A 24,212-nucleotide genomic window follows, 5' to 3' on the forward strand; every position below is an offset into this window, starting at 1 on the left:
CGACGAGTTCCTCAAGGAATACACACCTGAGGATGCCACGCGGCTATGGTCGGGCGGCCGGCCTCTGCTTTTCAAATCGGTGTCCAACCGCGACGTCGAGGCACGTGTCGCGATCACGATGCGGCTTCTCGACGACGGTGCCGATCCGTCAGTGAATTCGGAGGGCATTAACGTCCTGCACGTGTTGTTCGATCAGCGCACACATGACACCGCTTACGAGGCGCCGATGCTGCGTCGCCTGATTGAAGGGGAAGCGGATATCAACCTCTTCTCGAAGCGATCCGGCCCACCGTTGGCTGTCCTCATCCAGCATGGGCCGTCACCTGAGAGCGAGCGTGTCCCTTTCTACGATGTTCTCTTTGAGCAACCGAATCTTGACCTGACGAGCCGCTACTTGCGCGACTTGATTTTCAACTCGGCGTGGAACTTGCCGCTTCTGCGTGAACGCGTGTTGGCGTACGAGGCTTCGCGAGACCAGGCGTAGCCCCAGTGCGCGAATACATCGAGTTCATCCCCAAAGCCGGTGCATGCCTTGCTACGACGAACGTGATGGAGCGCCGGGGCAAGGTGCGTTGGATGTGGAGGCGACCGTCGCAGACTGGCGTCGACAATGGCTGGCGGATCATGAGCGAGATCGACACCTCTGAGTATTTGAACGAGCGCACTAACTGGCAGATCGTGGATTACAACGACGTCTGCTACATCGAGCCTGCACTCGTCGGTATCTGGGATTTCGAGGTAGGGTCCGATCTTGAGATCGTTCGAGATGAACGCGGTATCACCATCTACGACACGCCGACGGGTCGCCAGATTCCGGTCGAGAACTTCTACGTACCACCGCGGTTCCGGGCAGATCCACAATGACCTGACCGCCTGGTCCAGGGCCCAGCCGGCGGTCACACACCACGGCGCGAAAACTGCCGAGAGTCGTTGTGACACTTCGGACGGGCCGCATACGCGCCGGCGTCGAGGACCTCGGTGCTGGAAAGACGTCGTCCCGCCATGGCTACGGGCCCACCGGGATGAAGCCTTGACCGAACTTGGGGGAGTTTCGCTTGACTAAGGCGATGAGGCTTCGAATCGGCAATGCCAGTGCGAATCCGTAACCGCCGTCTGGCCGTGTTGTGAACCCGAGGTTGAGCCCCAAGAGCTTTGGGCCAGCATCGCTGTTTCCAACCCACGCTGCGCCGCTGTCCCCTGGCAGCCCCACCAGCGTCGACTCCATCCGCGACCGCCAGGGATAATCAGGATTGGTTGCAATGCTGGTGATGGTGCCTTCGGTTTTGTTCGTTCGGATGCCGTACTTCTTGACGTAGTCCCCGACCTCTGGATTGCCAAACTTCGTGAAATACGCGTCCTGTGTGTAGGTGTTGCGGGACAACAGGATAAGCGTGACTCCGTAGGAGCGGTTGTCGAAATCATCAGGGGTGAGATGGGCAACGGTGCCAATGAGGGTGCCATCGTGGCTGTACACCCGTTGGTCTGGCTCGTCGGCACAGTGCCCAGCCGTGACGGCTAACCGGTCACCATTGTCGTTGGTGGCGATGAAGCCGAGACTGCAGCCGTGGGCGCCGATGTTGAGTTCAGTACCGGGTACGAGCCCCACCTGCGCCTGCACGACTGGTGGCGCCAGGACTGCGATGACTGTCGTGACGCCTAATGCAATAAGCGCGCGCAGCAGTAGAACCCCCACGATTCCCGGCCTTCCCCTCCAGATATCGGTGCTGGGTGAAACCTAACACTGAGCGCCGACACTCTCGCTGTGACTCGTTGCTCGCGGGTCTGCAGTGAATCGAAAGGTGAACCTGTTGTCTGGCATCGCCACGGCGGGAACTAGTTCCAGGCGGGCGGGTTATCGAGAAACCTGGAGCTGCGGTTGGCGCGTCCGCTACTGGCTGTCACCGTTGGAGCAGACCCCTGAGGGACGACCCCCAATGATGCGGGTTCTTGATCGTGCGTCTACTCGAACCCCGTCCCACCTCGCGGGCCCTCGGACATTGATGTCGCCCGGTATGTCCGGCCCTGCGGCGAGCCCACCGGCTTCACGGCAATTAAGGCCATTTCGAACCCACGCCTGGTGTGAGCCGGCCGCCCGTGCACGGCGTGTCTAAGTCATGTGACCTCATGAAATGACCGTTGAATCTCCTTAACCGGTGGCGGAGCTACCGTCGTTGCTGGGGAAGGGCATGCCCTTCCGAGGGCAGATTCCCTGCACGACCGGGGATCTGTCGTTTGTCAGATTTTCCGCGAGAACGCCACGTGGACGCTGCCTCGGCCGTCGTAGTTTGTGATCGGGTCGCTGACAGTGAATCCCATGCGGCGATGGTACGCCTGTGAGCCGGTGTTCGACACGGATGTGATCGCCTGAACCGTCCGGCGGCGGTGCTCACGGATGACGGCGAAGAACCGCTCGTACAGGTCCGTGCCGAGTCCGCGACCCCGATGATGAGGGTCGACACCGATGAAGTGGATGTAGGCCTCATCGGGTCGGGACTGGGACAGGAAGCCGATCAGAAACGCTACCAATCGGTCCTCGTCACGTACGATCAGGCTTGTATCAGTGAAGTGCTGGAAGAAGAATCTGGGCACAAGCGCTGCCCGTTGTGAGCTTCGAGCCTTCGCTCCGGGATAGTCCCACCAGCGGTCAAGCGCGGCAACGACATCGGGATAGTCCCGCTCGGTTGACGTCCGATAGCTCAATTCGATCACATACCGACCCTATGTGGAAAAACGCACCGCGCATCCAGGCGAATGATCCTCAACCCCCTGGGATACCGCAGAAATAGTCACGACCTTTGAGTATCCGCGCGATGTCCACCGAGTCCTCGGGGTATAGGCGCCGCGATATCAAAGGATATTACAACGAGCGTATGGTCTCTTGGGACGCTGCGGTGTCACCTTTAGTTTGCCAGTTCTGCCAGCTGGTACAGTTACCGATCGGCAAATGATGGACGAAGGAGTATGTCATGGCTGAGCGAGTTGTGCGTCAACTAATTGACGATATCGATGGTTCCGAAATTCCAGATGGTGCGGGTGAGCGTGTGGTGTTTTCCCTGCGCGGCACCGAGTATCAAATCGACCTTTCCAAGGCGAATGTCGCCAAGTTGGAGAAGGCGCTGAAACCCTATATTGAGGCTGGTTCGAAGCTTCGAGGGCGCGGTGTCCGTCGCGCCAAATCGGTTCGTGCGACTGGTCCGTCCGGCCGGGAGCAGCTCGCTGCGATCAGGGAATGGGCACGTAGCAATGGTTACGAGGTGTCTGACCGGGGACGGATTAAGGCCGAGATCGTGGAAGCATTCGAGGCCGCTCACTAGGACTTTTCCGGCACGATGCGAGAGGTGCGGCGAATCGAAGAGTGGTGGTCGGATCTTGATGAGCAGATTCTTCGGTGGATGGGTGAATAACATCTGATCGCCGGTCGCTGACTATTCCCTAGAGGAGATCGAGGGGCTCGGTAGGTCGCCGAAGTCTGCTGACTATTGGGATCGAGACGGCGAGGTCTATCTACCGGCTGAAGCGGTGAAATGGATCGCCATTTCGCAGGATTAGAAATGGTTCGCCAAATCTAAGGATTGAACCCGCGGGCAGCGTACCCTGGGCGTAACTTCGGCGCGGCTGGGCACGCCTGGCGGTAGGAGTCGGTCGTTCGACTCGTGACGGCACTGTCTGCACGGGCTTGCCGTTCCGCCGGATCCGGTGTCCAAAGTGTCTGGCTTCCAGGGTGAATGCACTCGCCTGCTTCAGGTCCTCGGTCCTGCGCAAGCGTCGGCGACTGCTTCAGTATGCCAGGCGATACATCAATTGCGTGAGTGCCTTCGAGCAGCAGCATTCGGCAGTGTGGCGTGGGATCCAGTAGCCTACGGATCACCTCGGCTCCGGATTTGAGTTCGCTCGCGTTCGGAGCGCGGGTGCTGTCCAGGGACACGAGCCTGAGGAGGGTACCTGGCGCGGCGAGATGCCATGCCGTTCAAACAGTTCGGGCGCCCACGATAGCGTCGTTGTTCCTCGGTGTTCCGCTAAAGGTTCCTTCAAAGTGAAAGGTCTATCGCCTCCGAGATGACTTTCGCAGCGTGAGGAAAGGACTCTGGATCAGGGCCCGCGTAGTTCATACGAATGAACTGACCGGTGGGCTCAGCTGGAAAGTACTCGGTGCCCGGTCCCACGAGCACTCCGTTTGCTTTGCAGTCGTCAATGACTGAGCGGAGATTAACGGCATCGGGAAGTTGCGCCCAAAGGTTCAGGCCCCCTTTTGGTACTGCGGACACCGTGACATTCTCTGCGTGCTCACGGAGGCTATCAACGAGTAGGTCTCGGCGAACGCGCAGATTGCGGTGAAGGTGTCGAATATGCGTCTGCCAACCAGGCTGTGTCACAACATCGATCGCCACCTGCTGAAGAACCTTACTTACGTATATGGACTCCACTTGAAGATCTGACAAGATTCGCTTGCGTGCCGGACCGCGCGCAATCAGACCCGCAACACGGACTGCCGGCGACACACTCTTCGTCAATGACCGGACGTACACTACGTGGCCGTTCGTATCTCGTGAGAGCGCTGACCGAGGAGCGGCGTCGATCCCGAAGTCGTGGGCCGAGTCGTCTTCAACGATGAACGCTTGATTTGCGCGGACTACCTCTAGAACGGCGTCGATGGTCTGCGTGTCCCATAACGCTCCTGTGGGACTTCCGAAACTTGGCTGAGCGTAGAAAGCTCGCGCGCCAGTCTGCTTGAACGCCCGTGCGAGGACTTCTGGGTCCGGGCCCCCAATACCAGTAGGTATTGGTATTGCACGAGCACCAGTTTGCGCCACCGCAAGTATTGCACCCCAGTAGGTGGGCGACTCTACGATCACCGGCTGGTCGGGACCGACGAGTGCGCGAAAAGCTGTGCATAGGGCCCCCTGACTTCCTGGGACAATGATTACGTCCGCTGCCGATGGGGGCGAGAATCCGGCGAGGGTCGAAGCAGCCGCTTCCTGCGCGAACCACTGCCGAAGCTCCGCTACCCCCCTGGTCGGAGGGCGTGCTACGAGCGCATCGGTGCGAGCCGCACGCACAAACGCAGACCGCAAGAGATGGTGGGGAAATAGTGAAGTATTGGGATATCCGTTGTGGAACGAACTTTCGTCGCCCGTCGCCGATTCGAGTGCGGCGGGCAGCACCGGCAGTTGATGAGCAAGAGAGCCTAGCGCAGCAGTCTGCCACGAATAGTCTGCTGGCTGTGGCGCATGAAAAGTGCGCACGAATGCACCGACGCCGTTCTGTGTCTCAATGAGCCCGGCAAGTGTCAACTGCTTCAGGGCTTGCTGCACCGTACCGAAGCTGACGTGATGTTCCGATACAAGCTGCCGCGTGGTTGGCAGCCTCGCGCCCGGCGGTGCAGTAGCGATCCAGCCGCGAAGGGATTCCGCAAGTTGCGTTGCCCTGCTATCGTTAGCCATGACGACGAAGGGTAGCGCTACCATAAATCTGCGTCAACCGCTTCCCAAGTATGACCGGGCTGGACTCTCATGGGGATTGACCGGAGTCGCCGCGTTCTCCCTGACAGTTCCCTTGACCCGCGTGTCAGTCCAAAACTCGGGCCTGTCAGCCCTTTTCGTCGGTTCGGGACGAGCGGTCGTGGCGGCAATTCTCGCCGCGCTGGTACTGATGATTACCAGGCAGACTCGTCCCTCAGGACGTCAGTGGCTACGTTTGGCAGTCGTTGCGGCAGGGGTCGTTGTCGGCTTTCCGCTTCTAACCTCCTACGCGCTCACAATCGCGCCAGCGAGTCACGGCGCGGTGGTGATTGCCATCCTTCCTGCCGCTACGGCTGTTGCGTCGGCAGTTCGCGCAAGGGAACGTCCATCTCTGTCGTTCTGGGTGATGGTCTGTATAGGCACCGCCGCCGCCATCGGTTTCGCCGCCGCACAAGGCGGTGGGTGGACAGGACTTGGGCAGGCCGACCTAATGCTGTTCGCGGCAGTGGGTTTCGCTGCAGTTGGCTATGCCGAAGGCGGCATGTTGGCGCGGGAACTTGGCGCCTGGCAAACGGTCTCCTGGGCTCTGATTGTGGCGTCGCCACTGATGTGTGTGCTTACGGCAGGATCGATGAGTCACGGTGTCCCACAGGGGTCAGGATTGCAGTGGTTGGCTTTTGCGTATCTCGCAGTAGTGAGCATGTTTCTTAGCTTCTTTGCGTGGTTTCGCGGGCTTGCGATTGGTCCTATGACTATCGTTAGCCAGGTTCAGCTCTTGCAACCTGTCATGAGCATCGCTTGGGCTATGTTGTTGTTAGGCGAAAAGATAACTTGGCAGACCGTAACTGCCGGTTTATTTGTAATCTTGTCCGCGGGAAGCGCGATACGGATGCGCTCCGCAAAGCCGGCCAACGATCGACGGCGTATTCTCCGGCGGCGACGTACTGCATCGCTGATCGGTCCAGACCAACCTGCGCGGAGCGGCACCGATCAAGTTACAAAAATTGGCTAAAATACCGGTCTTTGCTACCGGAAACTACTCATTCTGAGTGCTTCAACGATCAAACAGGGGATAATGTGGGGGGCCACTTTTCGTGAGCAAGGTCGAGTACGAGACGTTAATCCATCACAGGGACATCGCTGGCACAAATGTGTCGGGGTGGCCCGGTCGGGCGGTGAAGGACGCCGAGCAAACAGTCCTAAACCCAGAGTTCCCGTGCATCTTTGCCAGGAATGCGATGAAGAAGCAACTGGGATACTTTATCTTTGTATCGGGACTCATGCCAGAAAATATGCGCAGACTTGGCGGCGCAGTCGAGCGCTACGTGAAGATATCGCAAGAATGGACGGGGCATCTCGACACGGCGTATCCCCTCTTAATTGCGGTCGCACCGTCCGCCACGCCGGCCTCTTCGATTGAGGGATACCACGGGTACGGCTGGAAGATTCTTCAAGCACTCCACGATATTGACACTGCCCCGTGGCCATCTGAGGTGAGTCATGACCCTAATAGCGCAGAGTGGTCGATGTGCTTTTCTGGAATGGCGCTATTTGTCAACATGAGCTGTCCCGAGCACGTAGCGCGGCGCAGCCGCAATCTCGGATCCAGTCTGTTTCTCGTCATCAATCCAAGAGACCGGTTTGACGTGTTCGCTGGCCAGAACCCGAGTGGTCGAAATACACGCAGACGAATCCGGACGCGGATCCATAGCTACGACGATCTCGCGCATTCGCCGTATCTAGCCGAATACGGTACAAACAGCCTGGAATGGCGACAGTACGGCCTATACGAGCACAATAATTCCATCAGTCAAAAGTGCCCATTCGAACCAGCATTGCAACTGCAAACCGAAATTAAAGACCGACTTTCCACAGGCGGGAAATCATGATCGATCTAATCGTCTCAACTGGGCGAGTTGCTGACCGCGTAGACGGTCTGGGGTTGGGAGCGCTACTGACTGGGCAGGCGCTCGAGCGGCGATACGGAGTCGAAGCGCGGTTCGTTGGCGTTAACGCTCAGATTGAGCAGGATGACTGGGAAAAGAGCCTTCCTGCGGCGGCAACGACTCTGAGCGCGGTGCAGGAAGAGGTCAAACGATCGTTGAGCGTCCCTGACAGAACCACACTGATGGTGGCCAGCACGTGTCCGACGAGTTTGGCCTCGCTTCCAGTTGTCGCGCAGCAGATCCCCGACGTCACGGTGCTGTGGATCGATGGACACGCAGATTTCAACACCCCCAACACGACGGAGTCGGGCTACCTCGGTGGCATGGTGTTGGCCGCTGCATGTGGTCTCTGGGACAGCGGTTACGGAGCTGGAATCTCTCCGTCACGAGTGATCGTCGCGGGAGCGCGGGATATCGACCCAGCTGAGAAAGTACTGCTCGCATCGGCCGGCGTCTCGGTACTTGGCCCGGCTGAGGCGACACCGGACGCAATACGGGAGTTGACGGGTTCGTCTGACGTTTGGATTCACATCGATTGGGATGTCCTCGAACCTGGCTACATCCCGGCTGAGTACGCGCTACCAAATGGTTTAGTTCCGGTCCAGGTGCGGGAGATCCTCGAGTGCATACCACCGAAACAAGTCCGGGGGCTCGAACTTGCCGAATTCCTACCGCCGGCGAACGAGACGGTCAGGACGCATGCATTGGAGACGATTCTGCGAACTATAGAGCCCATCACACTGGGGTCAAATCTGGTGACAGCCGAAGCAGGTTAGCAGGCTGAATATGAACTTCACCAAGATGCAAGGTGCGGGGAACGACTTTGTCGTACTCGATCTTGATAGTCAGGAACCGCCTTCTCGGGACCAGTGTCGCGCCATAGCCGATCGAGCGACAGGGATCGGTTGCGACCTCATATTGGGAGTTAGTCGCCCGAGAACTGATGAGGCGGTCGCCCAATACGAGATTTGGACAGCCGATGGCGAGAACTCTTCGCAGTGCGGCAACGGAGCTAGGTGCGTCGCAGCATGGATTGTCCGGCGGGGTCTGACCACAGAGACGTCGTTCGCAATAGATAGTCCCGTTGGAACTCACCAAATCCAGCGTCTCGGCGCTACGCGCTATCAGGTATCACTCGGCGAACCGCATTTCTCGCCAGGCGGGATAGGTCTCCGGGGCGAGACGACAGAAAAGGAACACTACGCGGCAACCGTTGCCATCGGCGGCGTGTCCGAAGAACTTCAATATGGGGCAGTATCGGTTGGTAACCCGCATGTAATCATCGAATACGATTCCGTCGCAGACCTCCCTGTCAACATTCTCGGACCGACTATTCAGAGTCTAGAAATGCTGCCGTACGGAGTGATAATCAATTTCGTGCAGGTCTTAAGCGAATCGCAACTTCGATTGCGCGTGTACGAATTCGGTGCTGGCGAGACCCGTTCATGCGGAACGGGTGCGGTGGCTACAGCCGTATACATGATGCGTAACGGTCGCGTGAAGTCGCCCGTCTATGTCCAAATGGACGGCGGCGAGTTAGAAGTGAATTGGGACGGCCCAGGTTCGCCAGCCAGTCTCATCGGTAACGCTCAGTTTGTGTTCGAAGGAAGGCTCATCTAGATGACGATCTACGAGAATATTGTCGATACGATCGGCAGGACACCGATTGTTAAGCTGCACCGTATCGGCCCTTCGTCGGCGAATTTGTACGTGAAGATCGAATCTTTCAATCCGGGTGGCTCGGTAAAAGACAGATTGGCCTATGCAGTAATTCTCGACGCCGAGAAACGTGGGGATCTTCAGCCGGGCGACACGATAGTCGAATGTACCTCCGGTAACGTAGGTATTGCCCTAGCGATGGTATCGGCGGCACGCGGATACAAATTCGTCGCAGTCATGTCCGACAGCTATTCCATGGAGCGGCGAAAGCTGATGCGCGCATACGGTGCAAAAGTGCTTCTCTTCCCCGGCGAGAAGGGAACCAGCGGGGGCAACGCGATCGCAGACGAACTGGCGGAGCGGCACGGGTGGTTCCGTCCTCGCCAGTTTGATAACTTCGCGAACCCCGCATACCACCGAGAGACGACTGCTGCCGAAATCTTGCAAGACTTCGCAGGGAAAAGGCTGGACTATTTTGTTGCCGGGTTTGGTACTACTGGAACAATTACCGGTGTGGGACAGATGCTGAAGCTGGCCCGGCCTGACGTTCGGGTCGTTGCGTTGGAACCCGCCAACGCGGCGGTGCTGCAGGGCCAACCATGGCATCTGCACAGGTTGCAGGGGTTAGCGCCCAACTTTGTCCCCACGATCTTGGACCAATCTGTCATAGATTCTTTGACGACCGTAGACGAAACGGACGCCCGTGACATGGCGCGGCGGCTCGCGAGTGAGGAAGGGATCTTTGTCGGCCTGTCCGCGGGTGCCGCGGCGGTCGCTGCGATACGCGTGGCTGGGGAGGCACCGCGAGGGTCAACAATCCTTGCCATGTTGCCGGACACGGGGGAGCGCTACTTATCGACATTTCTCACCGAAGGCATGAATGAGGGGTCGGACGACGAGTGGCTGAGCGACCTCGAAGAACCACAGGTTCCGGATCATGCACACGCCTGAACTCGCAGTCAGAAGTGACCATGATCTCCTGATCAATGCCGGCTTGCCGAAAGGCGATTTCGAGTGGTTCGGACCCGGAACCCAATTCCATTGGCTGCCAGACGATTACCAAACTAAGAGTGGTGCGAGCCTGCCTGGTGCGCGCCTAGCCTTCGAAACAGCGGGACGATTGAACCCGAGCCGCTCGAACGCCATTCTGGTATTCACCGGCTTATCTCCGAGTGCCCACGTGACATCGACGTCGGAGGATCGCCGAGCCGGCTGGTGGGAGCGAATGGTCGGGCCGGATCGCTACGTGGATACGAATCTATGGTTCGTCATATGCATCAACACAATAGGCAGTTGCTTTGGATCGAGTGGCCCCGCTTCCGTAAATCCAGCAACAGGACGACCTTACGGCCGCGAGTTCCCGCCCGTCGACCTGGATGACACAGCGGATGCGGCGGTCAATCTCCTCGACGATCTTCAGATCGACGAACTTGCCTGTGTCATCGGTACATCTATGGGCGCAATGACCGCTCTATCCTTCTTCGCCGCACACCCCGATCGCGCGCGGACACATGTAAACATATCTGGGGCGCTCCATGCCAGTCCGCAGTCACTTGCCATTCGGTCGATTCAGCGTGAAGTGATCCGCAACGATCCCTTCTGGCGTCGCGGGAATTACACGACGAACGAGTCTCCAAAGGCAGGGATGGCGGCGGCTCGCAAGCTTGGCCTACTTTCCTATCGATCAGCGGACGACTGGGACCGAAAGTTCGGCCGTGCACGGATGGGGAACGACGCTGATCAATTTGTCGTAGAAAGCTATTTGCAGTCGGAAGCCGAGAAATTCAGTAATCGGTTTGATCCAAATTCCTATATATGTTTGAGCCAGGCGATCGATAACTTCGACTTTATGTCGAAGTTGGAGGTCCTGCGGACGCAAAGACAAAAAGTCTCGGTATTGCGGGCATGTCTGGTCCTGGGTGTCGACTCAGATCTGCTCTTCCCTCTGGCACAACAGCGCTCGGTCGCCCAAGTCCTGGCGGCCGAAGGGTTCGACGCCACCATCGTGCCGGTCAACTCGACCGCCGGTCACGACGCATTCCTGGTTGCTATTGACCAATTTGGCGCGCACATCGAGGGACTTCTGAATTCCGCCCGACGAGAGGTCAAAGAGTGTCTTCAAACTTAGTTGCGTTGACTACCGGCTCAACGCGGGGCTTGGGTTTCGAGACAGCTACCCAACTCGCTCGGCGCGGTGTCACCAGTATTCTGAGTGGGAGAGCCCAGTCAGACATTGATTCAAAGAAGCGGCTGTTGCGTGATCGGGGTATCGAGGTAGAGACGGTGCTTTTGGACATCACAGATGACGACTCTGTATCGTCTGCGGTAGCCGATATAACTCAACGGTTTGGCCGTTTGGATATTCTCATAAATAATGCTGGCGTTCGAATCGAGGAATACGGGAAATTTCCATCAGACCAGCCCCTAGAAGCCTGGTTCGATACTTTTAGAACCAATCTCTTCGGAACGGTCCGAATCACGAATGCTCTTCTGCCTCTACTCCGACTTTCGCCGCGGGGCCGCATCGTGAATGTTTCGAGCTTGCTGGGTTCCGTCTCCACACACGGTGATCGGTCATCGTATATCTACGACGACGAATTCAAGTCGCTGCCAGCATACAGCGCGTCCAAGAGCGCGCTGAATTCGTGGACAGTCCACCTAGCGTACGAGTTGCGCGAAACCGGCATAGAAGTAAATTCCGTTCATCCGGGGTATTCGATCACTGATATGAATGACGGAAAGGGCCTATTCGAGGCTCGAGACGGCGCGCGTACTGCCGTCGAAACGGCCCTTTCGGAAGATTCCGTCGGGTCGGGGCGCTTCCTCCATATGGCGGAAGAGATCGCCTGGTAACTGCGCAACTAGAGGAGGTTATTCTGTGGTGAAAATTGCGCTCGTGACTGACGAGAAAAGTCTGTCCATCGACCACGACATGCCGATATTACTCGCAGAGTGTGCGCGGAGGGGTGTTTCGGCTGACGTATGTAGTTGGCGTGATTCTGGCGTCGACTGGTCGGTCTATAATTTGGTTATACCCAGATCGCCGTGGACATATATTGACCACTTGGCGGAGTTCCTCGGCTGGTGCCATGCGGTAGAAGCCATCACAACGCTAGTTAATCCTGCCTCCGTGGCTGAGTGGGGTCTGCGCAAAACATACTTGAAGGATCTAGGCAATCGTGGTATTCCCATACCGCCCACATTCATCCTGGAGGAGTATACGGCGGAAACTGCACGTGACGCGTCGAGCTTCATCGTTGAACACGGCGATTCTACGTCGTTTGTCGTGAAGCCGTGCATTGGTGCGTATTCAGCGGGTGTTAGACGCATGGAAAGTGACAAACCTAAGGAGATACTGCGGTATGTGCAGCAGCTAGTGTCGGCGGGCATTGGTGCTTTGATGCAGCCATATCTTGATTCAATTGATCTGTTAGGTGAAATCAACCTTATCTACTTCGACGGCAGCTACAGTCATGCTATAGCAAAGCGTCCTATGCTGCTTAGCGACGGAACAGTCCACGTCCCGACACTCGATATGCGAGAAACTGCAATTCCAACGGATGCTGAGAAGAAAGTCGCTGAGTTGGTTCTGTCGGCAGCTGTCGACCACCTTAGGTTATCGAGCCCTCTTCTTTATGGCCGTGTCGATCTAGTTCGCGATGACCGGGGGCGGCCCCAAGTGTTGGAAATGGATATATGTGAACCGTCGCTCAATCTCGGCTTCAACTCGGGAGCGGCCACTCTGTTCCTAGACGCAATTCTTCTGCGGCTAAGGGCGTCGGACGGATCTACAACGTTTTCAGGAGAACTTCGAGCCGTCGAGAAGCTTCGCATCGAACGTTGAATGTGCAGATTTCTCAACACAACACGGATAAGGACAGTAGATGACGACAGGTAACGTACTTCTAGACAACCTCTTGCTTCTAGCGGAAACGCAACCGGATTCATGCGCCCTCATAGATGCGAGCGACGGTTCGCGCCTGACCTTTCGCGAGTTGGTTAATACAAGTGCCGCTGCGGCAGATTGGCTGCGGGCCAACGGAGGAGTACCCAACACGAACGTGATCTTGACTATCCCGTTAAGCAAGCTATTCGTACAACTGTGCTTCGGGGCTTTCATGAATGGCATGGTTCCCGCTCTGTTGGACGCGTCGGCTCCTTCGCATGCGCTCAGCCCGTGCGTCAAGGAGCTTTCCGCTTCGCTGTGGATATCCAGCGGCACTGCAGGTGATGTCGGTGAGTATACGACCGTAGACTGCCAGGAACGCTTCTATGAGCTTTACGAGTACAAGGTCCACTCTGACCGGAAGAGCATCCTCGATCCAGTTTTGATTCTGTACACGAGTGGGACCACGGGTATTCCGAAAGGAGTGCCCTGGACCGGCCGTGAGCTGAGCTCACAGATTGAGTTGTATGCCCGAGATGCGGTAAGCCGGGAGTTCTGTTTATTCGGGCACCTGGCGCTGGTCGCTATCGCAATGGGTCGCACCGCCGTGCTTCCATGCGTAACCTCACTCCAACCTCAGCTCGTAGATATCTCAGCAGTCGCACAACAGATGTCGGATTACGGTTCGGACTACGTGTTTGCATCGCCGCTATTTTGGGATCGTCTGATCAAATTCGTTACATCTACGGACAACAAGTCCAGTATTGATATTGGGATTGCGGCCACTGCGGGATCGGCGGTTAGCGGGCGGCTGATTGAGCGCTTTCAAGTTGCATTCCCGGCAACACAGATGCGGATTCCATACGCAAGCACTGAGGTCTTAATGCCGATTACCTCGATATCGGCAGAGGACTACATCTACTTAAGTCGGCTGTATGCCTACAGCGGTCGAGGCGTACCACTCGGAAGGGAATCCGAGGGCATGTATGTAGAGATTGTTCCTACAGATTTTGATCGCGCGGAATTCTCTGCCCGCGACTGTATCTTGGAGGCCGGCGATATCGGTGAGATCCTGGTCACGGGCCCGCGCGCCACCCAGAGGTACTTCCGACGCACTGAAATCGAGGCACATGCAAAACTTCGTGATGTACTGACTGAACGAATATGGCATCGAACGGGAGATATGGGCTTCAAGGACGAGTCCGGGTGTCTATGGTTTGTCTGCCGAAAGAAGGACGTCGTATCTACGCCGTTTGGTGTGGTCTATCCCGATGCCCTGGAGCAGATGTGGAATATGTCGACAGGAGCTACATTGAGTGCGGTCGTGTATTCGCAAAAGGTCGACCGTCTACTTTATGTGTTGCCGGTGGATACTCAAGCGGTCGTAGATAAGGCGGTTTTGAAAATACAGGCCGAACGTCTCGGGATACCCAGCCCCGTGGTGATTACTCTGGAAGGCCTGATTCCAGCAGACAGACGTCACAACAGTAAGATAGACAGAGCCAAAACGCTGGAAATGGTTGAACTCTTGCTTACCGATCAGATGCTGGTGTCGGCATCGTGACCGCAACAGTGCATCCGGCTGAGGTCCTTGATTCATATCTTAATGTGTGCTCAAGCGAAGAGTTTTTCGTGGAACAGTTTCTGTCACTGACTAGGTTCTTGGGCGTGGAAGGTCCGGTGCTTGACTGTGCTGTAGGCACTGGGTTCGGCACGATTCCGTTATTGAAGCGTGGTGTGAAGATCGTTTGTTCGGACGGCAGTGATGCGATGCTGAAAAAGTTTGACGACTATGCTAGTCGCGAGCGTGTTGCGGTTAAACCGCTGCAGGTGAAGTGGGCTGATCTGGGTAGGTGCTTTCCTGAGATCTTTGATTTGGTGATGTGCCGCGGAAATTCCTTGGCATATGCGGATAGCTGGGACCAGGAGGTGAGTCGAGCAGATAACCAATCGATTCTCGGCCATCTTGAGGGCATGTATGCCAGTGTGAGGCCCGGAGGGTATCTTTTCGTCGATATTCCCAACTATGATGGACAGGCCCCGGATGAGTCTCTTATTGCGCTCAGGCACAGCGGACGGTCACAGAGTGGCGATCTCATTTTGATCGATGAGGAAATATCCACTCATCCATCGAAGTCATTGCGGCGCTGGAGCGTAAACATGTCTATCGGTGGCTATGCACATCGATTTGATCGGTATTCTGCTTTATTCAATGCGGAGGATTTTGTCGGCAGTTTGAAATACGTTGGATTCACGGATGTAAGTGAGTTTCGCGGCTCGGGTCTGCGTAGCCATTATAGTGGCTATATAGCGCGAAAATAGAGATACTGGTTTGGGTTTGTTGAGTAGGCTGAAGGACAAGACGCGCTGAGATTCAGTTTGCGCATCCGCGGCATCCGTCAACGCTCGACGTTTGGCAAATCAAACGGTCACCTGGCGTGCATGCGAATCCAATCGTTTCTCCGAACTGGATAGAAATAGGTGCTGACCGCACATTATCGGTGCGAATCGCAATCGCAGTTCATCGCGCGGCGTCGCGACCTACCTACCCTGCATGGGCTATCGCCGCGACGCGCGCATAGGCGGTCCTTTGCTTATCGACGCGCGCTTGTCGTTCCGCAGGATCTGGAGTCCAAAGTGCTTGGCGCCCGGGATGAATGCTCTCCACTGCTTCGAGGTTTCGGTCCTGGGCAAGCGACGGTCACTGCTTGAGTACGCGGCGCCATACGTCAACGGCGTGAGTGCCTTGCAGTAGCACGACCCGGCATAGTGGCGTGAGATCCAGCAGCCGACGGAGCACCTCGGCTCCGGCGTTGAGTTCGCCCGCGTTCGGTGCACGGTTGATGTACCAGGGATAGGCGTTCCACGGCAGCACCTGGCGCGGTGAGATGGCATGCTGCTCAAACAGATCGAGCTGCCGTTCGGCAGTCGGGTCGTCGTTCTCGATGCAGAGGAATCCCGATCCACTAGCCGTCTGAGTCTTTGGCCCAGGGTCTCGAAGCACTGACATGACGAGCGCATCGATGCCGGCGTGCATCGGCGCAACTTCCGGCAGCCAGAGGTTGTTGGCGGGGTCCTGCAGCCCGGCGACGAACTGGTTGATTGGCGCTATGTGTGGATCGAGGCGATGCTCCTGCTGATGATGCCGAAATCCCTCGTCTGCCATCCGCCTGGTCATGATGGGAGCCTAAGACAGCTGACCGACATCCAGGTCGACAATCGTCGCAGGTACCGGCGGGCCTGGGTGCGTTACCAACGGAGATTTACGGCTTGATCGACTTTGTCGTGGATGGGGCTGCGGGAGTTGGTCCTGCCAAGGCCTGGGTTGCGGCGAAACGAGTCGTAATCCAGGGGCAGTGTCATCTAAGGCCCTGTCCTAACGTCAAATGTTTGGCAACCTCCCAGATGTAGTAGTTGTCTCTGACGTGCTGCTTTACGAGCGATAACCGCTTCGCCTGCACCGGAACGGCGTCAAAGTGTGTCGTTGCCAGTTGTCTAAATAGGCCAGCTTCGTCGTTGTATGTCTTGGAGTACGCCAGACTGATGTGCGGTGTGAAAGTGAGGGGATATGGAAGGCGATCATTTCCTATAACGGCTCTAAGTTCACCGACTACGATATTGAATATTTCTTGCAGCGGACCTTCGGGTGTGAAGTGAACGCATGGGTTCCCGCCCCAGATCCACCACTGTCCGAGTAAGAGATCTGGTACGCGAATCTTGGCTAGCTTTAGTTCGATTCCTCTGGCTACTTCGAACATCTCTTTGTCGCTGAAATCTTCAACGAAGCCAACTCTTAGGATTGTCGCGTGGAGCCACTCTCCGAGGATCGGCTGGTAAAGACCTGGATGGTTAAGCATTGGGCCGTATTGTGCGGCGTACTGCGCTACCTGGGGTTGGTCGTTGAAGAGAACGTTAAAGTTCCAGTCCGTTCGTTCTCTCGCTGATTTGTGCTTTTCAAAGTGATCTGTTGCCATAGTAAATTTCTTAAATGCTCCTTCGAGCTTAGTATAACGGGGTTTTCGAGTACTTTAAAGAGTTGGCAATGTGATAGTCATCGCCTCGCTTATCCGTTGGCTTCGGAACAGGTTCGAAACCGCGTTCGCGCGGCCTTGCGGTATCGGATCGATCCCATCGTTGCCATTGGTCCGTGTTTTCGGCGTGTGGCTGCGGCGGAGGCCTTCGGTGTGCTTCTCATGTTGCGCGTCGGTAGCTCGTCTAAGGTAAATGTCGTGGCGGGACACTGCTGTCGATGGCTGAGCATTTAAGAGTCGGGGTGGTTCGGTGACGGAGTCTTCCGATCGTGGGATCCGCTTTGATAATGCTGGGCCGGTTGCAGGGTCGGTGTTCCAGGTTGGTGCCGCAGGTACAGTGAATATCCTCTTGACAGGCCCTGCGAGCGCGGCGCCTCGCGAGGTTCCCTCGGCGGTGCCATTCTTTACCGATCGTGCTGGCGTGATGGTTGCCTTGGACCGGTTGTGTGACGATACAGAGCATGCTGGCCCGAGAGTCGCCGTGCTTACTGGCCCACGTGGTGTCGGCAAGTCCGCTGTGGTGCGCCGGTGGGCGAATTCGCGCGCCGATCGATATCCCGATGGTCAGATTTATGTTGATCTCGGCGGGATATCGTCAGCCGCTGTGACCGCGGCCGACGTGGCCGCCGTTGTGCTCGCCCGTTTGGGCGTGCCGCGTCAGGAAATTGACGGCGTGTTGGATGGTCGGATTGAGCGGTTCCGCACGGCGGTGGCTGGGAAGCGTGTCTTGCTCGTTCTCGATCATGCGGTGACGGCGGCGCAGGTTATTCCGTTCGTGACATCGTCGGCGGATGTTGTCGTGACCGCTGCGTCTAGTGTCGAGGCATTGCGTTTGCACGGCGCGCGTTTCCATGAGGTGGGCGTCCTTGCCGAGCCGTTTGCCAGTGCACTGTTCCAGGAGATCGCCGGTTTGGACGACCTCGACGAGGCGACGGAGGCTGTGGTCGCTGAGATGGTTCACGGGTTTTGCGGGCGGCTGCCACTGGCGATCGCAATGCTTGGCGCGTTGTATGCGGGCAGACGGAGACGCCGCGGGCTCGCAGAGTGGTTCGACGATATTTGTCGTAGTAATCATCCGCTGTCGCGAATTCGTATAGAGGGCGAGGCCCCCTTGCAGGAGATACTTGACGAGACGTATGGGGTGCTCGATCCGGTTGAGGCTCGCGTCTACCGCGGTGTGGGTGTGTTGCCTGCCGGTCGATTTGCGGCCGGCCATATTGCCGCCATGCTGGCGATGACTGAGGAAGCCGCGAGCGACGCACTTTTTGAGCTCGTTGACAAGTGCATCCTTACTGAGGATTCGGGGTTGTTTGAGGTTCACGGTCTCATCCGGTGGCACGCTCGTGATGTCGCAGAAGCCTACGTCGGTGAGGAGGCGGCGGACGAGATCCGTTGTCGTGTTGTGGATTACATGACAGCATGCGCACAATCGATGGATAAGGCACTGGTGCATACTCGTCTACGGGTGGCGGCGATGGATAGTTTTCCTGAGATTGCCGCGCTCGCTGATCCTGTTGCGGCGAACCGGTGGTTCGATGCTCAATACCCAACAGCGCTTGGTTACATGCGGTTGGCCAGGGATTGTGGTCAGTGGCGGCAAGTCTGCGCGATGAGTGAAGCGTGGTGGGCGCCAGCCTACGCGCGTCACCTACACGACTTTGCCTTGGAGCTCAGCGACTTAGGAATCGAGGTAGCTGAGTCGCTTGCCGACCCAGCTATCAGTGCTCGCCTATTGGGTCAGTCAGCGCTCGTGTGCATAGCGGCTGGATCATTGGAGGAGGCTTCAGATCGCCTCGATCGGGCCTATCGGTGGTTGGCGGCTATCGGCGGCGATCGCGTGCGGCTCGAGTTGGCAGCCTCGTTGTTGGAGTGGTCGGGCAAGCTATTCGCCGACAAAGGTGACCATGGGGAGGCAGAAGCCGCCTTCGTGCAGTCGCGGGATTACTTTCGTGCGCTTGAGAGTGCCCGCGGCGAGGCGATACAGAATTATCATTTAGCGAAGCTAGCCGCGAAACGCAAACGCCATGCTGAAGCGGCCAGATTGGTTGCTGATGCGCTACGGCAGCTCGATCCTCATCGGGACAGCTTGACGGTGGGCCGATTCGCGATTTTCCGGGCTCGCTGCCTCATCGAGGCGGACGAACCCTTGTCTGCCCGTGCGGAACTGACAGCGCTATGCGCCTTGCCGGCGTTTTCGGGGGCTCCGTTTCTGCTGGGCCAGATGCACGAGTGCATCTCCGTGGCAGCGGAGATGCTCGGGGATCGTGTGGGAGCGCGCGATGCTCTTAGCGCGGCATACGCGGCATTTGAGCGGTGCGGCAGTGACCGTGCTAGCGGCATTGCGCGGCGCTTGGCCGAGGTTGCCGACCCGTGAGGGTTACGCGCGGACGGCGACGGCGTCGCGTGTCCCGGCTCTGACGGTCAGCATTGCCCATTCCCTTTGCCGGGCGGCCAATGCGAACGCAGCTGATGCGATGAGGTCTCGGTCGGCATCTCGGTGGCTGAGGTAGATCGGTTCTTGCCCGTGTTGATTAACAGTCGACCCCGTTGCAGTTGCTGTGGCGACGGTTGTCGGTGGCCGCTGTTTGCGGTTGAGATTGTTTGTGTCAGTGGCGAGTCCCCGTTACTGAGTCCACCCGGAGTTAGAGCCAGGTTGTCGTGTTCGGATTCAGTTGATCTCGCAGGCCATGGCGTAGTGGTCATGGCTGCAGGCCGCAGCGTACTCGGCCGGTGTTCGGTAGCCCAGGGCCGAATGCCGGTGTCGGTGGTTGTGCTCGTCCTTGAAGTCGCCGATCACCACCCGGGCCTCGAACAAGTTGTTCCAATGGTTGCGGTTGAGGCACTCCTTCCGTAGCCGTCCATTGAACGATTCGATGTAGCCGTTGTTCCACGGGGTACCCGGCGGGATGTAGGACAGGCCGACCTTTTTGTCGCAGAACCGTTGCAGCGCTTGAGAAACCAATTCAGGACCGTTGTCCATCCGCAGCACCATCGGCGGCCCGCCGGCTACGGCGAACACCATCTCGAGCTCGGCAACGAGGCATTCGGCGGTGATCGAGCGCTCCACCAGATGCAGCAGCGATTCACGGGTGTGCTCGTCGACCATCGACGCGATCTTGATGGCCTTGCCGTCAGTGGTGGAATCGAACTGGAAGTCGATCGCCCACACCACCTTCGGGGCGTCGGCGATCACCTCCGGCGCCGAGGACACCCCGGCCCGCTTACGCGGCGAGTGGACACGGCGCTGCAGCCCCTCCTGGCACCACAGTCGGTGCACCTTCTTCACGTTGATCTCCTGGCCCTCGTCGTGCCGCAACGCCGCCCAGGCCCGCCGGAACCCGTGGCACGGGTGTTTGGTGGCGTAGGAACGCAACCAGGCCCGCAGATCAGCATCGGGATCGGCCGGTGTCGCCGCGATCGGCAGCCGGCGGTAGGTGGAACGGGCAAGCCCAACCGCTTTGCACGCCAACCGTTCCGACAAACTCAAGGTGTCCTTGAGCATGTCCACGGCGCGGCGCTTGGCGGCCGGGCTCAGAATTTTCCCTTGGCCACCTCGCGCAGGGCATCCTTCTCGAGTTCGGCCTCAGCCAACAGCCGTTTCAGTCGGCCGTTCTGCTCGCGCAGCTCCTTGAGTTCCTTGGCGGCGTCGGTGTCCATGCCGCCGTAGCCGCGGCGCCAGTTGTACAACGTCGCCGCCGACACCCCGAGCTCGGCAGCGATCTCCTCACCGGTCTTGCCCTCGGCAGCCAACTCATCAGCTCGGCGCAGCTTGCGCACGATGTCCTCCGCGGAATGCCGCTTCCGACCAGCCATGTTCTCATCGTCCCTTCCAGCCCCACATCGGGCCACAGGACTCTAAAACTGGTTGGACTCATTCACCGGGAACACGCCATCAGTGCTAGTTTGGCTCGTGTCGTAGAGAACGTCGGCCAGGCCGCGCAAGCGTGTTGAGGGACAGTCGGTGCGCACACTGAGATGATCGGTGTCAATCGGTGCGTGGTCGCCGATGACGCCGTGGGCTGGTGTGCGGCGCACGGACACGACGGGATGTTTGTCATCGGTGTCATCGATCGTCACGCTGACCCAGTGGGCGGTCGGCGATACGAAGCTAATGGTCGGGATGTCGCACATACGCGGACCGCTGTGGGGTGAGTTGCGATCGAGGTTGACCAGTTCGTAGATCAACGCGCTAATCGTCTCTGCACTGTCGGTTGGCGTCGCCATGTCGCCGCTGGTTTCGGTGCAGGTATGGGCGGCGATCATTTCCCGGATTTGCATGTCGACGGGCGCCTTGGTGTCCAGCTGTCGCGTGGTCCGCAAGAACCGGTCAATTGCGGTGTCACGCTTAATCTCGACGACTCCGGCCTTGGTGGCCAACATAACGGGCGTTTTGAGTGCTGCTGCGTAATAGCTGACCGACCCATGGTCGCCGATGACGATGTCGGCGGCAACGAGGGCTTGCCGCCATCCCTTTTGATGGGGGATAAGGCGTAACCCACTTGCGAGAGCGTCCCGCAGCCAGAGCCGTAATTGCCAGTCGCCGTGGAGGTTCCAGATATTTGCGTGCAAGATGGCCGCGACAACGTAGTCGTCGGTGGGCAGCGCGCCGAGAATCTGGTCGACGACGTGCGGGTGTTGGCCGAGGGCACTGTATGGGCCCCATGTGGAGGAGATGACGACGAGCGTCTGCCCTTGGTCGACACCAAGAGCGCGGCGGTATCCCTGGCGCGCCGGCCGTGACGCACGCAGCGTGTCAAGGCAGGGATCACCGGTCACGCGAAAGCCGATGCCAGGATGTGTCTGCTCATTGAAGTGGTGCCGGTCCTCGGCCGATGTCAGTGCCACGACCGTGGCGACGTCAGCGCGGGTATGTGTGCGAGGAACCGGTATCTGCGGGTCAGGACGCTGTGTGAGCGCGCGCGCGTAGCCCGGACCGTGCGGCAGGACCAGAAGTGGTGTGGCGAGTTCTGACAGACCGTCGCTGATGTGTGCCGCAATGGCCAAATCGAAGGTGGTCTGGGTAGCTAGCTCCCATGTGAGCTCAGCACCGCCAAGCAACGAGAGGTACTCGGCGACGCCGTGCTGGAACTGGGAACCGGGATCGATGGTGAACCACAGTTGGATGCGTGGATCGGCGAGAGCGTCAGGTAAGAGCTCGGCAAACCAGCTGACGGTCGTCGCCGTCCGTAACACCACCAGGATGTTGCGCTCGGGCGTGACCGTGAACCACGGTGATCTCGCAACAAATTGCGGGGGGGGGGGGGGGGGGGGGGGGGGGGGGGGGGGGGGGGGGGGGGGGGGCTTAGCTTCAGTTGAAGGTAAGCGGGCCCGAGACGTTGCCGATCTGCGTGACGTTACCGCTGACTGGCGCATTGTTGTTGAAGGTGACGGCTCCCGAAAAATTCGCTTGTTCGCGTACCCACTGCTGCAGCTCCGCTGCGAAGTCGGGATCTTGTTGAGCTTCGTCGCGCAGTACCCTCGCCAGCACTTCGACGTCTACCGTTTCTGGCTGCGACTCCACCCGGCTGACAAGTTCGCGTTGGCCGGGACGGCGTAGACGCTTCACGAGACCGACCAGGCCGTCAAAGCTCTGTTTGCCAGCCTGAGTGGCGGCCCCAGTCAAGGCGACTCCGGCCATGGTCGAGATGGCAGCTAGAGATAAAGGATCCAAAACGATCTCCCCTTCGAGCCAATGGCCGCTGCAGACGATTCGATTCTAGCGGCTGGTGTGCCGCAGGCACTGAGTTGCGCGGCTGCATGCCGGGCGGGGCACCGGTTTGGATGTGCTTGCATTCCGCCGGTTGTGAAGCCATCACGACACTCGGATTCGCGCTTAAAGCCACTCCCTGAATAGCGAAACGCATTCGAAGTCACGCCATGCACGATCACCCTCTGAGCGACCGCGCAAGGCCAATCACGTAGTTGCATGTTTCGGCTAGTCGATCTTGTGAGCCCACCGGCGGGTCTGCTGCACGATCAGGTGACAGTTGTGGTCACGCAGCCTGACTGGCCGGTGTGGTCATACTTGCTTCGAATTCGATCGGGGTCAACCGCCCAAGTCCAGCCTGGCGTCGGCGTCGGTGGTAAGTGCGCTCAATCCAGGTGACGATCGCGATCCTCAGCTCTTCTCGTGTGCGCCAGCGGCGGCGGTCCAGCACGTTCTTCTGCAGCAGTGCGAAGAAGCTCTCCATGGCCGCATTGTCGCCGGCCGCACCGACGCGGCCCATCGACCCGACCATGTCGTAGCGACCCAAGGCGTGAACGAACTTTCGGCTTCGAAATTGACTGCCGCGATCGCTGTGCAGAATGCAACCGGCCACCCCACCACGTCGTGCCACCGCACTACTGAGCGCGGTCGTGGCCAACCGGGACTTCATCCGGGAGTCGATCGAATATCCGACGATGCGGTTGGAGAACACGTCCTTGATCGCGCAGAGATAGAGCTTGCCTTCGTCGGTGCGATGTTCGGTGATATCGCTGAGCCACAACTGGTTTGGACCACCAGCAGTGAAGTCGCGCTCGACGAGATCGTCGTGCACCGGCGGCCCAACTTTGCCGTTCTTGCCGCGCTTTTTTCCGAACACGCTCCACCACTTGTTGTCGGTGCAGATTCGCCAGGCGGTGCGCTCGGCCATCGGCTCACCGGCATCGCGGGCCTCTTCGACCAGGTAGCGATACCCGAACTCGGATCGTCCTGGTGGGCGTCGAACAGGGCGTTGGCGCGGTAGGCCTCGACGAGTTCGGCGCCCGTGATCGGCTGAGCCAACCAGCGGTAATAGGGCTGGCGGGCGAGCGTGAGGACCCGGCACGTCACCGCGACGGGGATCCCGTCGGCGGCGAGCTCCTTCACGAGCGGGTAGACCCTTTTCCCGGCAGATTGGCCTGCGACAAATACGCGGTGGCCCGGCGCAGGACCTCGTTTTCCTGCTCCAACAACTTGATCCGACGCCGCGCATCCCGCAGCTCAGCAGACTCGCCGGTGCTCTTGCCGGGCTTGGTGCCCTCATCGATATCGGCTTGGCGCATCCACTTGTGCAGCGTCATCGGGTGCACACCGAAATCCGTGGCGATCTGCTCGATCGTCACGCCATCGTCGCGGTTGCGGGCGACCCGCACGACGTCGTCGCGGAACTCACGGGGGTAAGGCCTAGGCACACTGACATCCTTCCAGCTCACCCGTCCCGGGCAAGCCAACTCAGATGTCACCTGGTCGTGCAGCAGACCCGGCCAT

The 24,212-nt window shown here is 58.4% G+C and carries 22 protein-coding genes and 1 pseudogene; 14 read left to right on the forward strand and 9 right to left on the reverse strand.

Going from position 1 to position 24,212, the window contains the following annotated elements; all coding sequences use genetic code 11:
- Positions 1 to 79 precede the first annotated feature (79 nt).
- Together ACXPWS_RS05125 and ACXPWS_RS05130 are read left to right on the forward strand one after the other, a co-directional pair.
- Positions 80 to 484, forward strand: coding sequence for a hypothetical protein (locus ACXPWS_RS05125; RefSeq protein ID WP_458711403.1), 405 nt, complete (start codon positions 80 to 82; stop codon positions 482 to 484).
- A gap of 5 nt (positions 485 to 489) precedes the next feature.
- Positions 490 to 864 carry an immunity protein Imm33 domain-containing protein gene (locus ACXPWS_RS05130; RefSeq protein WP_458711404.1) on the forward strand — a complete coding sequence of 125 codons (375 nt, stop codon included), beginning with the start codon at positions 490 to 492 and terminating at the stop codon, positions 862 to 864.
- Between the two features lie 142 nt (positions 865 to 1,006).
- Here ACXPWS_RS05130 and ACXPWS_RS05135 read toward each other — a convergent pair whose 3' ends face one another.
- Positions 1,007 to 1,693 (reverse strand): chymotrypsin family serine protease, encoded by a 687-nt coding sequence (locus tag ACXPWS_RS05135; protein ID WP_458711405.1) that lies wholly within the window; start codon positions 1,691 to 1,693, stop codon positions 1,007 to 1,009.
- Positions 1,694 to 2,235: 542 nt separating this feature from the next.
- Positions 2,236 to 2,709, reverse strand: a complete 474-nt coding sequence (locus tag ACXPWS_RS05140; protein WP_458711406.1) for a GNAT family N-acetyltransferase — start codon at positions 2,707 to 2,709, stop codon at positions 2,236 to 2,238.
- Positions 2,710 to 2,966: 257 nt separating this feature from the next.
- On the opposite strand from ACXPWS_RS05140, the gene ACXPWS_RS05145 reads away from it, so the two are divergent.
- Positions 2,967 to 3,314: a histone-like nucleoid-structuring protein Lsr2 gene (locus tag ACXPWS_RS05145; RefSeq protein WP_458711407.1), complete on the forward strand. Its 348-nt coding sequence runs from the start codon at positions 2,967 to 2,969 to the stop codon at positions 3,312 to 3,314.
- A 714-nt stretch (positions 3,315 to 4,028) separates the two neighbouring features.
- On the opposite strand, the gene ACXPWS_RS05150 is transcribed toward ACXPWS_RS05145, so the two are convergent.
- On the reverse strand, positions 4,029 to 5,465 hold the full coding sequence (locus ACXPWS_RS05150) for an aminotransferase-like domain-containing protein (protein ID WP_458711408.1): 1,437 nt from the start codon (positions 5,463 to 5,465) through the stop codon (positions 4,029 to 4,031).
- Between ACXPWS_RS05150 and ACXPWS_RS05155 the strand changes: the two genes are divergently transcribed.
- From ACXPWS_RS05155 to ACXPWS_RS05200, 10 genes are all read left to right on the forward strand, one after another.
- The gene (locus ACXPWS_RS05155) at positions 5,440 to 6,471 is read left to right on the forward strand and encodes a DMT family transporter (protein ID WP_458711409.1); all 1,032 of its coding nucleotides are present in this window, start codon (positions 5,440 to 5,442) and stop codon (positions 6,469 to 6,471) included. The two genes, ACXPWS_RS05150 and ACXPWS_RS05155, sit on opposite strands and share 26 nt — an antisense overlap.
- A gap of 82 nt (positions 6,472 to 6,553) precedes the next feature.
- Positions 6,554 to 7,348: a YqcI/YcgG family protein gene (locus ACXPWS_RS05160; RefSeq protein ID WP_458711410.1), complete on the forward strand. Its 795-nt coding sequence runs from the start codon at positions 6,554 to 6,556 to the stop codon at positions 7,346 to 7,348.
- Positions 7,345 to 8,181: an arginase family protein gene (locus ACXPWS_RS05165; RefSeq protein ID WP_458711411.1), complete on the forward strand. Its 837-nt coding sequence runs from the start codon at positions 7,345 to 7,347 to the stop codon at positions 8,179 to 8,181. Before ACXPWS_RS05160 ends, ACXPWS_RS05165 begins: the two co-directional genes overlap by 4 nt.
- A gap of 10 nt (positions 8,182 to 8,191) precedes the next feature.
- A complete protein-coding gene (dapF, locus tag ACXPWS_RS05170) occupies positions 8,192 to 9,025 on the forward strand; it encodes a diaminopimelate epimerase (RefSeq protein WP_458711412.1) in 834 nt (277 codons plus the stop codon).
- Positions 9,026 to 10,015 (forward strand): cysteine synthase A, encoded by a 990-nt coding sequence (gene cysK, locus ACXPWS_RS05175; RefSeq protein ID WP_458711413.1) that lies wholly within the window; start codon positions 9,026 to 9,028, stop codon positions 10,013 to 10,015.
- Positions 10,002 to 11,192, forward strand: coding sequence for a homoserine O-acetyltransferase MetX (gene metX / locus ACXPWS_RS05180; RefSeq protein WP_458711414.1), 1,191 nt, complete (start codon positions 10,002 to 10,004; stop codon positions 11,190 to 11,192). Before cysK ends, metX begins: the two co-directional genes overlap by 14 nt.
- Positions 11,177 to 11,917 carry an SDR family NAD(P)-dependent oxidoreductase gene (locus tag ACXPWS_RS05185; RefSeq protein ID WP_458711415.1) on the forward strand — a complete coding sequence of 247 codons (741 nt, stop codon included), beginning with the start codon at positions 11,177 to 11,179 and terminating at the stop codon, positions 11,915 to 11,917. Before metX ends, ACXPWS_RS05185 begins: the two co-directional genes overlap by 16 nt.
- A 28-nt stretch (positions 11,918 to 11,945) precedes the next feature.
- The gene (locus ACXPWS_RS05190) at positions 11,946 to 12,908 is read left to right on the forward strand and encodes an ATP-grasp domain-containing protein (protein ID WP_458711416.1); all 963 of its coding nucleotides are present in this window, start codon (positions 11,946 to 11,948) and stop codon (positions 12,906 to 12,908) included.
- Positions 12,909 to 12,948: 40 nt separating this feature from the next.
- Positions 12,949 to 14,514: an AMP-binding protein gene (locus ACXPWS_RS05195; RefSeq protein WP_458711417.1), complete on the forward strand. Its 1,566-nt coding sequence runs from the start codon at positions 12,949 to 12,951 to the stop codon at positions 14,512 to 14,514.
- Complete coding sequence (locus ACXPWS_RS05200) at positions 14,511 to 15,272, forward strand: class I SAM-dependent methyltransferase (protein WP_458711418.1); 762 nt, start codon at positions 14,511 to 14,513, stop codon at positions 15,270 to 15,272. The genes ACXPWS_RS05195 and ACXPWS_RS05200 overlap by 4 nt, the downstream gene beginning before the upstream one ends.
- A 379-nt stretch (positions 15,273 to 15,651) precedes the next feature.
- On the opposite strand, the gene ACXPWS_RS05205 is transcribed toward ACXPWS_RS05200, so the two are convergent.
- Together ACXPWS_RS05205 and ACXPWS_RS05210 are read right to left on the reverse strand one after the other, a co-directional pair.
- Positions 15,652 to 16,128: a uracil-DNA glycosylase gene (locus tag ACXPWS_RS05205; RefSeq protein WP_458711419.1), complete on the reverse strand. Its 477-nt coding sequence runs from the start codon at positions 16,126 to 16,128 to the stop codon at positions 15,652 to 15,654.
- Between the two features lie 181 nt (positions 16,129 to 16,309).
- Positions 16,310 to 16,924 carry a hypothetical protein gene (locus ACXPWS_RS05210; protein ID WP_458711420.1) on the reverse strand — a complete coding sequence of 205 codons (615 nt, stop codon included), beginning with the start codon at positions 16,922 to 16,924 and terminating at the stop codon, positions 16,310 to 16,312.
- 307 nt (positions 16,925 to 17,231) lie between these two features.
- Here ACXPWS_RS05210 and ACXPWS_RS05215 point away from each other — a divergent pair, with 307 nt between their 5' ends.
- On the forward strand, positions 17,232 to 19,355 hold the full coding sequence (locus ACXPWS_RS05215; protein WP_458711421.1) for an NB-ARC domain-containing protein: 2,124 nt from the start codon (positions 17,232 to 17,234) through the stop codon (positions 19,353 to 19,355).
- Between the two features lie 294 nt (positions 19,356 to 19,649).
- Here the strand turns inward: ACXPWS_RS05215 and ACXPWS_RS05220 are convergent.
- The 4 genes and pseudogenes from ACXPWS_RS05220 to ACXPWS_RS05235 form a co-directional block, all read right to left on the reverse strand.
- Positions 19,650 to 20,794, reverse strand: a protein-coding gene (locus ACXPWS_RS05220) for an IS3 family transposase (RefSeq protein ID WP_458711422.1) whose coding sequence is annotated in 2 segments (ribosomal slippage) — positions 19,650 to 20,527 and positions 20,527 to 20,794 — 1,146 coding nt in all. Because the reading frame shifts where the segments join, the coding sequence is not laid out codon by codon here.
- 42 nt (positions 20,795 to 20,836) lie between these two features.
- On the reverse strand, positions 20,837 to 22,177 hold the full coding sequence (locus tag ACXPWS_RS05225; protein ID WP_458711423.1) for a hypothetical protein: 1,341 nt from the start codon (positions 22,175 to 22,177) through the stop codon (positions 20,837 to 20,839).
- 112 nt (positions 22,178 to 22,289) lie between these two features.
- A complete protein-coding gene (locus ACXPWS_RS05230) occupies positions 22,290 to 22,619 on the reverse strand; it encodes a hypothetical protein (RefSeq protein ID WP_458711424.1) in 330 nt (109 codons plus the stop codon).
- A 355-nt stretch (positions 22,620 to 22,974) separates the two neighbouring features.
- Positions 22,975 to 24,136 (reverse strand): annotated as a pseudogene (locus tag ACXPWS_RS05235) (IS3 family transposase).
- Between the last annotated feature and the right edge of the window lie 76 nt (positions 24,137 to 24,212).

Source organism: Mycobacterium sp. BMJ-28 (assembly GCF_054404835.1).